Source organism: Maribacter stanieri (assembly GCF_900112245.1).
Classification (GTDB): Bacteria; Bacteroidota; Bacteroidia; order Flavobacteriales; family Flavobacteriaceae; genus Maribacter; species Maribacter stanieri.
On sequence record NZ_FOYX01000001.1, the window covers coordinates 609250 to 623998 of the forward strand.

Consider the following 14749-nt stretch of genomic DNA (forward strand, 5'->3'; position numbering starts at 1 on the left):
ATTAACTAATCTGTTCCAAAATAACTTTGGGACATAAACTTTTTATACATGTTTAAACATATTAAGAGCGATATTCCTGCGAGTATCGTTGTATTCTTTGTAGCCCTACCATTATGTCTTGGTATAGCATTAGCTAGTGGCGCACCTTTATTTTCAGGATTAATTGCTGGTATTGTTGGTGGTATTTTTGTTGGCGCACTTAGTGGTTCCAAAATTGGAGTAAGTGGTCCTGCAGCTGGTTTAGCCGCAATTGTATTAACCGCAATAGGTGCTTTAGGTGGTTATGAAAATTTCTTGGTAGCCGTTGTATTAGGTGGTATTATTCAAATTATTTTCGGAATTTTAAAAGCAGGTGTCATAGGATATTATTTTCCTTCTTCTGTAATTAAAGGTATGCTTACCGGTATTGGTATCATCATAATTCTTAAGCAAATACCTCATTTCTTCGGTTATGATCCTGATCCAGAAGGCGATTGGGCTTTCTTTCAAGTTGATGGGGAAAATACCTTTTCAGAAATTTTCAATACCATAAATAATATTAGTCCTGGTGCAACTCTTGTTGCCGTTATAGGTATGGCCATTCTTTTATTATGGGATAAAGTTCTTTCTAAAAAAGGAAAAATATTTCAACTTGTACAAGGTCCTTTAGTAGCTGTTGCAGTTGGTATCATATTCTTTATTGTTACACAAAACAGTGAAATATTTGCTATTTCATCTGAGCATTTGGTTAGTGTACCTGTTCCTAAAGATGCAGCCTCTTTTATAGGTCAGTTTAGCTTTCCTAATTTTAGTGCCATCACAAATCCGCAAGTTTGGGTAACAGCTTTTACCATTGCTTTGGTAGCTAGTTTAGAAACTTTACTTTGTGTTGAAGCAACAGATAAATTAGATCCACATAAAAATGTTACGCCAACTAACAGAGAATTGCTTGCGCAAGGTGCTGGTAATATCGTATCTGGTTTAATAGGTGGTCTGCCTATTACACAAGTTATTGTTCGTAGTTCTGCTAACATACAATCTAATGGTAGAACTAAGCTTTCAGCAATAATTCATGGTTTTCTATTACTGATTTCTGTTATTTTAATTCCTACACTATTAAATATGATTCCGCTATCAGTTTTAGCAGCCATATTATTTATTGTAGGTTATAAACTAGCGAAGCCAGCGTTATTTGTAAAAATGTATCAATTAGGTTGGAAACAATCCGTGCCTTTTTTCGTAACGGTATTCGGTATCGTTTTTACAGATTTATTAATCGGTATTAGTTTAGGTCTTGCCGTAGGTATTGTAGTAATTCTTTTAAAAAGCTATCAAAACTCGCATTTTCTACATATTGAAGATAATAGTAATGGTAAGCATAAGATAAAAATGTCTTTGGCAGAAGAAGTAACCTTTTTCAATAAAGGTGCTATTCTTAAAGAACTAGACAATCTTCCAAGAGATACGTATTTAGAATTAGACATTTTAAAGACCAGGTATTTGGATTATGATATCGTTGAGATTTTAGAAGATTTCAGGCTTAAGGCATCAGAGAGAAACATAGATATTAAGTTAATTTCAAAGAGAGGTGTTGTTGAAAATCCGCCAAGTTTTATAGGATTCTTTGAGGAACGCCCAAAATCTAAATTGAGCTTAAGCTAACAGATTGGGATTATATTCAATCAACTAAAAAAAACAAAAATGAGTAAAAAATATAAAATCGTTGTTTTCTCAGATTTGAAAAAATCTTTGGGAAATACACTTAAAAGTACGCTTAGCCTAGCTAAGATGCTCAATGGAGAAATAGCCATTTTCCATGTTAAGAAAGCGACAGAAGTAGTTACTGAAGACAGCCATCTTTCAGCAATACGTTCTTTGAATAGTGAATATAGAGATATGGATAACGATATAAATTCTATCGTCACAACATATTCCAAAGATTTTGGTGTACCATTAACCTATTCTTGTACTATTGGAAATCTTAAAAATGAAATAGCCAATTACATTGAAAAGGAAAAGCCAGATTTTATAGTATTAGGAAAAAGAAAATCTAAGGTATTTAACATCCTTGGAGACAATCTTATTCCGTTTGTACTTAAAAAGCATAATGGACCTGTTTTTTTGTCTGATGAAAATCAAGTTCTTAACATCGACAAAGATTTATCTTTAGGTGTATTAAGTGGTGACGAAGAGACATCAATAGCTTCACTGACAGAAAATTTACTTTTACATTCGCAAAAGCCTTTAAAATCATTTAGAATATTAAAGAATGCTGACACTTCAGATAAAACAAAAGTGTCAAAAGAAAGAAAGGAGATTGAATTTGTATTTGATAGTAACGATAATTCTATAAAGAATATATCAAACTATGTAGCTATCAATAATATTAATCTACTTTGCATCAATAGATCACAAAATAAGGGAGATTCTAAAAACAAATCTCTTTCTATGCCCACTAATATTAACGACATCATCAATAATCTTAATGTTCCTCTAATACTAATGGGCCAAACAAATTATACATTGTAAATAATTATAAAAAAATATGAAAGCACATACTAAAGAAACACAATCAACGATGACTCCTAAGAAATCATTAGATTTCTTAAAAGAAGGAAATCAAAGATTTCAGAATAACCTAAAAGCTAATCGTAACCTTTTAGAGCAAGTAAATGACACTAGCGAAGGTCAATTTCCTTTCGCTACTATATTAAGCTGTATAGATTCAAGAGTTTCTGCAGAACTAGTTTTTGACCAAGGACTTGGAGATATCTTTAGTGTTAGAATAGCTGGTAATTTTGTAAACGAAGACATACTTGGAAGTATGGAATTTGGTTGCAAATTAGCTGGCACCAATTTAATTGTTGTTTTAGGCCATACAAGTTGTGGTGCTATAAAAGGTGCTTGTGACCATGCCAGGTTAGGTAATTTAACTGCGCTTATCAAAAAAATAGAGCCAGCTGTAGATGCTGTTAAAGAACCGACCGATGAAAGCTTACGAAATTCAAAAAACTTAGATTTCGTAGATAGTGTTTCAGCAAAAAATGTTGAATTAACTATTGACAATATCAGAAAACAAAGTCCGGTATTAGCAGAAATGGAAGAAAATGGTGAAGTCATGATAGTGGGAGCTATGTATGATATCGCTACTGGTGCCGTTGATTTTTACAACTAGAATCAACAGTACATAACACAAATAGAGCCGATGTTAAACCATCGGCTCTATACTTAAGGGAAATCAATCAATTATTCGCAGCCAACGAAAATTTATTAATTAAACACGAGTAGAATCACTTCTAATTATTGTGACTCTATCTCATTAAAATTCATTATTTTAAATTATGAAGAATTTATTTTCAAATTTCAGAGGAGATTTATTTGGCGGTATTACAGCGGGTATTGTTGCTTTACCTTTAGCACTTGCGTTTGGGGTTAGCTCAGGTTTAGGACCTAGTGCCGGACTTTATGGTGCTATTTTTATAAGTTTTTTTGCAGCACTTTTTGGCGGAACCAGTACACAAATATCTGGACCTACAGCACCAATGACTGCTGTGAGTATGGTGGTAATAGCCGGTATTGTTGCCATGAACGATGGTAGTCTTGAAAAAGCCCTACCTGCAATTTTAATAGTTTTTCTTTTAGCGGGATTAATGCAAATTGGCTTAGGCCTTTTGGGTATTGGAAAATACATTAGATATATTCCTTACCCGGTAGTATCTGGTTTTATGACAGCTATTGGTGTTATAATTTTAGTTACACAAATTTTACCGGCTATTGGGTATTACCCAAAAGAAGATGCTGAGTTTGTAAACCTATACAAACCTATGGCCGAAGAGATTATTCTAGATAATATCTTAAAAGAAGAAGCTGGTGAAGGTATATTAGTTTTAGAGGATTTTAAGGAGACTATCTCTCGTGCTGAAGGAATAACGGAAGCCGATATGATGAAAGAGGCTCAAACATTAGCTAAATCTGAAGCATCTGGGGTAATAGGTGCTATTAAAGTATTACCAAGAGCACTTAAAAACATTAATTGGCTCGAATTAATTCTTGCCCTTTCTACCATTGCCATCATTTATGGTTTCAAAAAAATAACCACTACAATTCCAAGTGCTTTGGTTGCACTAATTGTGGTGTCTGGTGTGGCTTATGGATTTGGCTTAGACTATAGACCAATAGAACAAATACCAAGCGGTTTTCCTATGCCTAACCTTGGCATATTTACCCAATTTCAATTAAGTTCCGTAACTCCATATGTATTTACCGCTCTTACGTTAGCATTACTTGGTGCCATAGATTCACTTTTAACTTCTGTAGTTGCAGATAACATGACCAAAACCAAACACAAGCCAAACAAAGAATTAGTTGGTCAAGGTATTGGTAACAGTATTGCTGCAATATTTGGTGGAATACCAGGCGCAGGAGCTACTATACGTACTGTTGTAAATATTAATGCAGGTGGTAAAACAAAATTATCTGGTATGGTTGCCGGTGTTCTACTACTGATTGTACTTCTAGCTCTTGGCCCTATTGCTTCTCAAATTCCTGCTGCGGTACTAGCCGGTATTTTAGTTACGGTAGGTATTGGTGTTATGGATTATAAAGGTTTAAAGGCAATTCCAAGTTTACCAAAAGATATGAGCTTAGGACCTATTAAATTTAGCTCTGAGGTAGTTATAATGCTTGTAGTTCTGGTACTTTCTTCTGTTTGGAACTTGGTTTACGCAGTTGGTGTAGGTCTAGTAATTGCTTCTTTAATGTTTATGAAGAAAATGGGCGATTTAACAGCAGAACGATCAGATGTAAAATCATTAGAAAAAGAAGTAAACTGGCCAGATGAAGCTGCGTTTCCTAAAAGTCTACAAGAAGAAGTATTTATTAAGCATTTGAAAGGACCGTTATTTTTTGGATCTACTAGTGAGTTTCAACAAATGGCAGATCAAATACCTGAAACGGCATCTACCGTAATTATAAGAATGGGTAGAATGCAGTACATGGATCAATCTGGTCTATATACTCTTGAAGATGTTTTAATTAGCCTTAGGAAATCTGGGATTAACATACTTTTTGTTGAAGTATTAAAACAGCCTCGTTATATGATGGAACGTGTTGGGGTAATACCTCAATTAATACCAGAAGAACATATTTTTGATACATTTGATGAGTGTTTAGTATGGGTTAAATCTAACGTAAAAGACAAATTCGTTACTAGTTAAACCATCAAAACCAATAAAAACATATCATACCTCTTTTAAAAGTTTTAAATTTGGGGCTTTAATCAACATTCATGATTGATAAGATAAAGGAACAAATCTCTGAAGTAGCATCGTTCACAGCTGATAATTTAGAAGCCGTTGAAACGTTTAGAATTAAATATTTGGGTAAAAAGGGTATTCTTAATGACTTCTTTGCGGAGTTTAAGAATGTGCCTAATGACCAGAAAAAAGAGTTCGGGCAAACCATAAACGAACTTAAACAAGCTGCAACGGAAAAAGTAGAATCTTTAAAAGAGGTTTTAGAAAATAATCATACGGATGAACAGGTATATGGCGATTTAACCAGACCTGGAAATCCTATTGAATTAGGAGCGCGTCATCCTATTTCTATTGTTAAGAATAAAATCATTGACATTTTCTCTAGAATTGGCTTCAACGTTTCTGAAGGACCTGAAATTGAAGATGACTGGCATAACTTTACTGCTTTAAATCTTCCAGAATACCATCCTGCAAGAGATATGCAAGATACTTTCTTTGTTCAAACAGATCCAGATATCTTATTACGTACACACACCTCATCGGTACAAGTACGCTACATGGAAAACAACCAACCTCCCATAAGAACCATTTCACCTGGTAGAGTTTATAGGAATGAGGCTATTTCCGCTAGATCTCACTGTTTCTTTCATCAAGTAGAAGGGCTTTATATTGACAAGGATGTTTCGTTTGCAGATTTAAAACAAACACTACAATATTTTACGACAGAACTTTTTGGGAAATCCAAAATTAGGCTTAGACCTTCTTATTTTCCTTTTACAGAACCAAGTGCAGAAGTAGATGTTTATTGGGGACTGGAAACTGAAACAGATTATAAAATGACCAAAGGTACCGGTTGGTTAGAGATTATGGGCTGCGGTATGGTAGACCCCAACGTACTTAAGAACTGTGGTATAGACCCAGATATATATTCCGGATTTGCCTTTGGGATGGGTATTGACCGTATTGCACTTTTACTGCATCAAATTTCAGATATTCGTTTATTGAGCGAAAATGATTTACGTTTTCTAGAGCAATTTAGAAGTGCCCTTTAAAATCACTTTGTGAAAAAAGATATTGAAATACCTGTTGTCAAAGATGTTCATGTTGCCATTATTAGAGAATGGAACGAAGAATTTTTAGATAAAGACTGGAATGCCTATATCATAAATGATCGTAATACACCTATTGAATTGACCATGGTAGTATCCAAAGGTTATGATGGTGAACGCAAAACGTCAATAATGAGACACGCTATTGGTGATCTTGAATCTAAATCTTACAAGAAAATTGAAGTTGTTCAAGAGGACCTACTCGCTTTGGACAATGAATTTTTTGTTACATTTTATGCGGATAATAAATTGCACGAAAAACGCTTTGTGTTCGAAAAGAATACCGTGACAGAAAATAACTTGATTAACATTCAATTGATCGATAAAGAGGGCATTTTGGCTAAATAAGGTTTTAAAAAGCAACCTATGCGTCATGCGGCTATCTAGTAAATAAAACATGAAGCTTAAAATTGTAATCTTATTATTCATCATTATTTTAAACAATGCCTGTGACGTTTCTCAGGAAGGAACAGATTGTTCTTTAGTTGATTGTGCAGTTGGACAATTATTTTCTGTTGAGTTGATCGATAATCAACGTAATAATTTGATAACTAACGGTACCTATGCCATTTCAGAAATATCAATAACTACTAATGAATCTGAAATAGATTTAATACCCTTTAACTCTAACGATTTTCTAAATTTTATAGTTGAAAATAAAAGTGGAGAAAGCATTTATACCATACGATTTTCAGAATCTGAAATTGATACGTTAAATCTCAATTTGGTTGAGTTGAACCAAACCTCTGTATGCTGCGGTCCCTATTATTCAGTTCAAAATGCTACTTATAATGGTGCCGATCATGAGATACTGGCTAACGAGAATGATGATTTTTTTAAAATTACTGTAGTCAAATAACTAAAATTATTCCATTTCTAAACTCCTATAAATAGTAGAGATATAGGGCTAAATAGCTGTTTAACGGTATTCTACAACAACTTCGATTCTTCTATATTTCAATACTTTAACAATTTTTAAGTTCTTTTGGTTTGTTTGTAACCGAACTAATCATACCTTTGTCCCTTCAATTTGCGAATTATGGAAAAAGAAGAAAATAAACAAAGGTTAATAGAGGAGCTTGGAGTTCACTTTGAAGCCGAATATAATTTACCTCCATTAGCAGCAAGAATATTTGGAAATCTTGTAGTAACCGAAGAGGTTGGACTTACATTTGATGATTGTCTTACAAAAAGAGGAGCAAGTAAAAGCTCTATTTCAACATCACTCAATTTGTTGCTTCAGTTAGGTATGATTACCTATTTCACTAAATCTGGAGATAGAAGAAGGTATTTTAAGATATCGGATAAAAGCACATTTTTCATTAAGAAACTTGAACAAGCACTTAAAAAAGCAGCAAAAGAATCTAAAATGATACAAACGGTTGCTGAATATGATCAAAAGTATAATCCTGAAAAGTATGCATCTAATAAGCCAAAAATAGAAGCTTATTTAGAATGTCTTAGTCAAAATGAAAAAACATACCAAGACACTATTGAAGCATTAAAAAAGCTACTTTAAAAAAATTTAATCATTTAGTTCGTTTTAAACCGAACATTCAGAATTAACAAAACCTTAACAAGTACAAACAACTATTTAATACATATAAACATCCATCTAAAATGAGAAAGTTATCAATTATAGCAATTTTAAGTGCGACTCTTCTTTTGAGTTCCTGCTTTGGGTCATCTGAAAATCCGGCACAAGGAGCAGCAGCACCTCCTCCACCAAGCTTAAAAGTTGCCCAATTAAACAAACAGGATTTAACCGTTTACAACGAATTTTCTACCACACTTGAAGGAAAGCAAAATGTAGAAATTTGGCCTAAAGTTTCTGGCTTTGTACAAGAAGTATATGTTGAGGAAGGTCAGAAAATTAAAAAAGGGCAATTACTTTTTAAACTAGAGACACAAACTTTAAACCAAGATGCTAATGCAGCCAAAGCATCTGTTAACGTAGCTCAAGTAGAAGTTGACAAATTAAAGCCACTGGTTGAAAAAAACATCATCAGTAGTGTACAATTAGAAACCGCAAAAGCACAATTAGAGCAAGCAAAAGCTAGCTACCAAAGTGTAGCTTCTAATATTGGTTACTCACGTATCACTAGTCCGGTAGACGGTTATATTGGAGAAATTCCCTATAAAATTGGTGCTTTGGTAAGTTCTGCTATGAGTCAACCGTTAACTACGGTATCTGATGTTAGTGAAGTTCGTGCTTATTTTTCTATGAATGAAAAAGAGTTATTGAAGCTAAAAGAAGCTATGCCTAAAAATGACAAAAATGTTATGGACTTAGAAAAAGCTCCAAAGGTTTCGCTTATTATGATCAATGGTGAAGAATATGCTGAGCAAGGAAAAATTGCAATGATCAATACTATTATTAATAGTACAACTGGTAGTGTAACTGCAAGGGCAGATTTTGACAATAAAAGTAATTTACTAAGTAGCGGTAGTACTGGTAAAATAAAAATACCAACAGTTTATAATGGCGCTTATGAAATTCCACAAACAGCAACTATTGACCTTCAAGGTAAAAAATTAGTTTACGTGGTTAAAGATGATAATACAGTAACTACAATGCCATTAAATATCATCACTACTACGCAAAAAGGATTTATTGTTGAAAATGGAATTGATGAGGGAACAACTATCGTTTTAGAAGGGGTTTCTAAATTAAGGGACGGAATGACCATTAATCCGGTTAAGTAAGCATCCGCCAATAAACATAACATATAAATAAAGAACAATGTTTCAAAAATTTATAGATCGTCCCGTACTTTCTACGGTTATATCGATTATTATAGTCATCCTAGGTATTTTAGGTTTATCAACCTTACCTATTGAAGAATATCCAGAAATAGCACCGCCAACGGTGCAAGTAACAAGTACTTATACGGGTGCCAATGCAGAGACCGTACTTAAAAGTGTTGTTATACCATTAGAAGAGCAGATCAACGGTGTTGAAGATATGTTGTATATGACCTCTAATGCCAGTAATGATGGTGCTGCAACCATAAATGTCTTTTTTAAATTAGGTACAGATCCAGATATTGCTGCTGTAAACGTTCAAAATAGAGTTGCCAGAGCAAATAGTGTTTTGCCACAAGCAGTTGTGCAAACTGGTGTTATTACCCAAAAATCTCAAACTAGTGCATTGTTATTCTTTTCTCTGTTCTCAGATAATGATGAATATGATGCAACTTTTGTAGAAAACTATGCTAGAATTAATCTTGTACCTAAGCTTCAACGTATTGAGGGTGTTGGTAATGTAACCGTTTTTGGTGCAAAAGATTACTCTATGCGTATATGGTTAAATCCTGAAAAGATGGCTGCTTACAAACTTATGCCATCAGATATACAAGCTGCACTTAATGAACAAAACCTTGAAGCGGCTACTGGTAAAATTGGCGAGAATGCCGATGGTGTTTATGAATATGTATTAAAATATAAAGGTCGTCTTTCTGATGAAGCTGAATATGAGAACATTATTATTAGAGCTCAGGAAAATGGTCAATTCTTACGCTTAAAAGATGTTGCCGAAGTTGAATTAGGTGCCTTTAATTATGGTACCAAGAACGAAGGTATGGGTAAACCCGGTACTGCAGTTGGTATTTTTCAAACTTCAGGTTCAAATGCAAATGCCATAATTGATGAAATTCAGACTATACTAGATGAGAGTAGTCAAGATTTTCCTAAAGGATTGGATTATGTAATTCCTTATAACACTAAAGATTTCTTAAGCGCATCTATAGAGCATGTTGTACAAACATTAATAGAAGCATTCTTATTAGTTTTCTTAGTGGTTTTCATATTCCTTCAAGATTTCAGATCTACTTTAATTCCTGCTATTGCCGTTCCGGTGGCAATTGTTGGTACGTTTTTCTTCTTATCCTTATTTGGATTTTCAATTAACATGTTGACTTTGTTCGCAATGATACTAGCAATTGGTATTGTGGTAGATGATGCCATTGTAGTTGTCGAAGCGGTACATGCCAAGATGGAAGAAGGTGCTACCAATGCAAAAACGGCAACTAAATCTGCAATGTCAGAAATATCAGGTGCTATAATTTCCATCACCTTGGTTATGTCGGCAGTATTTATTCCGGTATCATTCATTAGTGGTTCATCTGGTGTGTTCTACCAACAATTTGGTATAACATTAGCAATCGCAATTCTTATTTCTGCTGTAAATGCATTGACTTTGAGTCCGGCTTTGGCTGCACTTTTGTTGAAACCACATCATAACTCCGAAGAAAAGAAAAAAAGCGTTGTAAAACGTTTCTTCTCAGCTTTCAATACAGGTTTTGATGCTGTTACAGATAAGTATATTGGTTCTGTAAAATTCATTACCAAAAGAAAATGGATAACATGGGTATCTCTTGCTGTCTTTGGAGTAATAGCCTTTTTGCTGTTCCAATCAACACCTACAGGTTTTATTCCAAATGAGGATAAAGCTATTGTATTTGCGGATGTTACAATGCCTCCTGGTACCACTTTAGAACAAACACAGAAAACGGTAAAGAAATTAGATTCTATCTACCAATCTATGGATATCATTGAAGCACGTATGAATATTACAGGTTTCAGTATTTTGAACAGTGTAAACGGTGGTTCTTACGGGTTCTCTGTGCTTCGTCTTAAAGATTGGGGCGAAAGAGAAGGAGAAGGAGAATCTGTTCAAGAAGTGATAGGAAGCCTATTTGCTAAAACAGCCGGATTGAAAGATGCAAAAATATTCTTCTTTACTCCGCCAAGTGTTCGTGGTTTTGGTAACTCTACCGGTTTTGAAATGAACTTGCAAAGTAAAGATGCTGATGATTGGCAAACAGTCAATAAAGTTACCAATGAATTCTTAGGTGCTATTAATGCAAGACCTGAGGTACAATATGCTATTACAAACTTCAACGCCAATTTCCCTCAGTATGAGTTAGATGTAGATGTTGAAAAAACAAAAATGGCAGGTTTAGCGGTTACCGATGTTTTCAGTGCCATGCAAGGATACTATGGAGGATTGTATACAACAGACTTCAACAAGTTTGGTAAGCAATATCGTGTTATGATCCAAGCTAAGCCAGAAGATAGAGCAGATGAAAATTCATTGAATCATATTTTTGTTACAAACGCCAATGGAGAATCTGTCGCTGTATCACAGTTTGTATCGTTAAAGAAAATATATGGTCCTGAAGTGGTAAGTAGATTTAACCTTTTGAGTTCTGTAAAAATTAACGGGGCAATGAACCCTGGCTATTCTACAGGGGACGCAATTAAGGCAATCGAAGAAGTAGCCGCCGAAGTATTACCAAACAATTATACGTTTGAATATTCTGGTCTTACTAAAGAAGAAAATAGTGCGGGTAGCCAAACTATCATGATATTTATATTGAGTTTGGTATTTGTGTACTTCTTACTAAGTGCCCAGTACGAATCGTATATTTTACCATTAGCAATTTTACTTTCATTACCGGTAGGTATTGCAGGCGCTATTGGTTTCGTAAGCATGGCAGGACTTGAAAATAACATTTATTTCCAGATTGCATTGATCATGCTTATTGGTTTGCTTTCTAAAAATGCCATTCTTATTGTAGAGTTTGCATTGCAACGTAGAAAACATGGTATGTCTATTATTGACTCTGCCATAGATGGTGCAAAAGCAAGGCTTAGACCAATTTTAATGACCTCATTTGCCTTTATACTTGGTTTAATGCCGTTGGCACTATCATCTGGTATTGGTGCTGTAGGTAACCGTTCTATTGGTATGAGTGCTGTTGGTGGTATGTTAATAGGTACCATATTTGGTGTATTCGTTATACCGGCATTGTATGTTATTTTCCAAACTATGCAAGAACGTATTACTGGTGCTCCACAAGAAGCTATTGAAGAATCTAAGAACTAAAGAAATCATGAATAAATTAGTATCTAATAAAATTATATTGGTCGCCTTTCTGCCACTTTTGTTGCAGTCTTGTTTTACCGCTAAAACATATGAACGACCAATTGTAGAAACCGAAAATCTTTACAGAACAGATAATCTGCCTCAGGACAGTGTTTCTTTCGCTTCGGTTTCCTACCAAGACCTTTTTACAGATTCTTATTTGAAGACATATATTCAAAAAGGATTAGAAAACAACCTTGACATTCGCATTGCTCTTCAGAGCATTGCGGCTGCAGAGGCTTATGTTAAACAAGGAAAAGCTGGTTATTTACCAACTATAAGCGGTGCCGCAAGTGCAACTAGAACCGCCAGAACAAGTGAAAACGGACAGTTTGGTAGTTTTTTCACTCAGCCTTTTAATCAGTATGAAACCTCTGGCACAGCTTCTTGGGAAGCAGATATTTGGGGGAAAATTAGAAGTACCAAACGTGCTAGTGATGCAAGTTACTTACAAACAGTAGCGGCACATAAAGCTGTAAAAACTAGTTTAGTGGCGCAAATTGCTACTACTTATTATCAGATATTGGCTTTAGACAAACAAATTTCCGTTACTGAAGAAACAATTGAAAACCGTTCTAAAAGTTTAGAAACGATTTCTGCGTTGAAAGAGGCGGGACAAGCAAATCAGGTTGGTGTTGACCAAACTGCAGCACAACTATATAGTGCTCAAAGTCAATTGTTAGACCTTAAAAATCTACTTTATCAAGCGGAAAATACCTTGAGCATTTTATTAAGTGAAGAACCACAAACTTACGAGCGCAGTTCACTAGACGAGCAGTCTTTAGCTAACGAAATGCAATTAGGTGTACCTGCTCTTTTACTTCGAAACAGACCTGATATTATGCAGGCGGAATATAGCTTAGTAAATAGTTTTGAATTAACGAACGTTGCTAGAAGTAACTTTTACCCATCTATAACGTTATCTGCACAAGGCGGATTTCAAAGTTTAGATCTTGATAATTGGATAGATTCTAGTTCAATATTCGCTAATCTGGTTGGTGGTTTAACACAGCCAATATTTAATGGCAGAAAAATTAGAACGGCTTATGAAGTTGCTCAAGTTCAACAAGAACAATCTTTGTTAAGCTTTAAAAAAGCGCTTTTAAGTGCCGGAAAAGAAGTTTCTGAAGCTTTATATGATTACAATATTTCTATTGAAAAAGAGGCATATATCTCTAAACAAGTATCGGCATTAAAAAGAGCCGAAAGTAATTCTGAAGAATTGTTGAATAGTGGTTACCTAACCTATTTAGATTTGTTAACTGCAAGAGAGAATTCTTTAAATGCTGAGTTAAATTTAGTAAACAACAAATTCTCTCAATTATCAGCTACAGTTGAATTATATCGCTCTCTTGGCGGTGGATGGCAATAGGCTTTTGATATTGTTAAAATGCAGAAAAAAAGTGAATGTGTAGCGTTAGCTTTAACGCTTTTCTCTAAGTATGGATGCAAAAGGGTCGGAATGGATGATGTTGCTGAGACCCTTGGCATCTCTAAGAAAACGTTGTACGAATTGTTTGAAAACAAAAACAATTTAGTCCAAGAAAGCGTTACACTTTTACTTAATAACACTCATGAGAAAATGAGTGGTTTTTTTCAATTACCTGAGTCATCATCTGACCCGTTTACCAAAATTATTCATATTTATAGCGTAGGACTTAAAGAACTAAGAAACTTAAGTCCTAATTTTTTAATTAGCCTTAAGAAGTATTATCCTATTGCTTATAAATCATATGATGATTTTGTTAAAGCCATAGTTTGGACTTATGTTCTTGACCTTTTACAAGAAGCTAAGAATAACGGCCAATTAAGAAGCAACATTAATATAAAACTGATTTGCGAATTATTTCTACTGCGAATCAATGAGATACTTTTACCAAACCGAGACTTCTTTGATAGTTATACTACAGAAGAATTATTAGAACATTTAATTATTGTACCATTAAAGGGTATTAAAAGAGCTAATTGATTACCCCCTTTTTTAATTTACTCCCAGTTAATAAAAGGATTTTTACTCAATTGAGAGTTGTAATATTTCACCTCTCCAGTAACTTCTTTGCCTAACCAATCTGGTTTGGCAAACAATTCGTTTTCAGAATTCAATTCTATTTCAGCAACTGTTAATCCTTGATTATCTCCGTAAAATTCATCAACCTCATATACATGATCACCCAAAGGAATTTCATATCTGGATTTTTCTAAAATCCCTTTTTCACACAATTTCAATAATGCATCTGCTTCTTCTACAGATATTTCTTTTTCCCATTCAAACCTAGATGTACCGGTATCGTTAGATTTCCCTTTAACGGTTATATACCCTATATCTCCCTTTATTCGTACTCTAACCGTTCTGTTAGGATCCGTATTTAAAAAACCTTGAACAATTCGTGTTTTAGTTCTTGCTCTAGCTTTATAAGCTTCAGATTTTACTAAAAATTTACGTTCTATTTCTATCATATCAATGGGTAAAACTTCTA

13 protein-coding genes are annotated in these 14749 nt (G+C 34.3%); 12 read left to right on the forward strand and 1 reads right to left on the reverse strand.

Features of this window, described 5'->3' with window-relative positions; translation table 11 throughout:
- The first annotated feature begins 48 nt into the window (after positions 1-48).
- The 12 genes from BM296_RS02670 to BM296_RS02725 all read left to right on the forward strand — a co-directional run bounded on the left by BM296_RS02670 (position 49) and on the right by BM296_RS02725 (position 14241).
- The gene (locus BM296_RS02670; protein WP_091901252.1) at positions 49-1641 is read left to right on the forward strand and encodes a SulP family inorganic anion transporter; all 1593 of its coding nucleotides are present in this window, start codon (positions 49-51) and stop codon (positions 1639-1641) included.
- A 39-nt stretch (positions 1642-1680) separates the two neighbouring features.
- On the forward strand, positions 1681-2508 hold the full coding sequence (locus BM296_RS02675) for a universal stress protein (RefSeq protein ID WP_091901254.1): 828 nt from the start codon (positions 1681-1683) through the stop codon (positions 2506-2508).
- A 16-nt stretch (positions 2509-2524) separates the two neighbouring features.
- Positions 2525-3154 carry a carbonic anhydrase family protein gene (locus BM296_RS02680; protein ID WP_027065700.1) on the forward strand — a complete coding sequence of 210 codons (630 nt, stop codon included), beginning with the start codon at positions 2525-2527 and terminating at the stop codon, positions 3152-3154.
- Positions 3155-3320: 166 nt separating this feature from the next.
- The gene (locus BM296_RS02685) at positions 3321-5195 is read left to right on the forward strand and encodes a SulP family inorganic anion transporter (RefSeq protein ID WP_091901257.1); all 1875 of its coding nucleotides are present in this window, start codon (positions 3321-3323) and stop codon (positions 5193-5195) included.
- Between the two features lie 71 nt (positions 5196-5266).
- Entirely contained in the window at positions 5267-6286 is a 1020-nt protein-coding gene (gene pheS, locus BM296_RS02690; protein WP_091901260.1) for a phenylalanine--tRNA ligase subunit alpha, read from the forward strand.
- A gap of 9 nt (positions 6287-6295) precedes the next feature.
- On the forward strand, positions 6296-6691 hold the full coding sequence (locus tag BM296_RS02695) for a hypothetical protein (protein WP_091901262.1): 396 nt from the start codon (positions 6296-6298) through the stop codon (positions 6689-6691).
- Positions 6692-6740: 49 nt separating this feature from the next.
- The gene (locus BM296_RS02700) at positions 6741-7202 is read left to right on the forward strand and encodes a hypothetical protein (protein WP_091901264.1); all 462 of its coding nucleotides are present in this window, start codon (positions 6741-6743) and stop codon (positions 7200-7202) included.
- Positions 7203-7382: 180 nt separating this feature from the next.
- Positions 7383-7862 (forward strand): GbsR/MarR family transcriptional regulator, encoded by a 480-nt coding sequence (locus tag BM296_RS02705; protein ID WP_027065696.1) that lies wholly within the window; start codon positions 7383-7385, stop codon positions 7860-7862.
- A gap of 101 nt (positions 7863-7963) precedes the next feature.
- Positions 7964-9049 (forward strand): efflux RND transporter periplasmic adaptor subunit, encoded by a 1086-nt coding sequence (locus BM296_RS02710; protein WP_091901266.1) that lies wholly within the window; start codon positions 7964-7966, stop codon positions 9047-9049.
- 37 nt (positions 9050-9086) lie between these two features.
- Complete coding sequence (locus BM296_RS02715; protein ID WP_091901268.1) at positions 9087-12233, forward strand: efflux RND transporter permease subunit; 3147 nt, start codon at positions 9087-9089, stop codon at positions 12231-12233.
- Positions 12234-12240: 7 nt separating this feature from the next.
- Positions 12241-13644, forward strand: a complete 1404-nt coding sequence (locus BM296_RS02720) for a TolC family protein (RefSeq protein ID WP_091901270.1) — start codon at positions 12241-12243, stop codon at positions 13642-13644.
- Between the two features lie 18 nt (positions 13645-13662).
- Positions 13663-14241, forward strand: a complete 579-nt coding sequence (locus tag BM296_RS02725) for a TetR/AcrR family transcriptional regulator (protein ID WP_091901272.1) — start codon at positions 13663-13665, stop codon at positions 14239-14241.
- A gap of 17 nt (positions 14242-14258) precedes the next feature.
- On the opposite strand, the gene BM296_RS02730 is transcribed toward BM296_RS02725, so the two are convergent.
- Positions 14259-14729, reverse strand: coding sequence for a CYTH domain-containing protein (locus BM296_RS02730; RefSeq protein ID WP_091901274.1), 471 nt, complete (start codon positions 14727-14729; stop codon positions 14259-14261).
- Between the last annotated feature and the right edge of the window lie 20 nt (positions 14730-14749).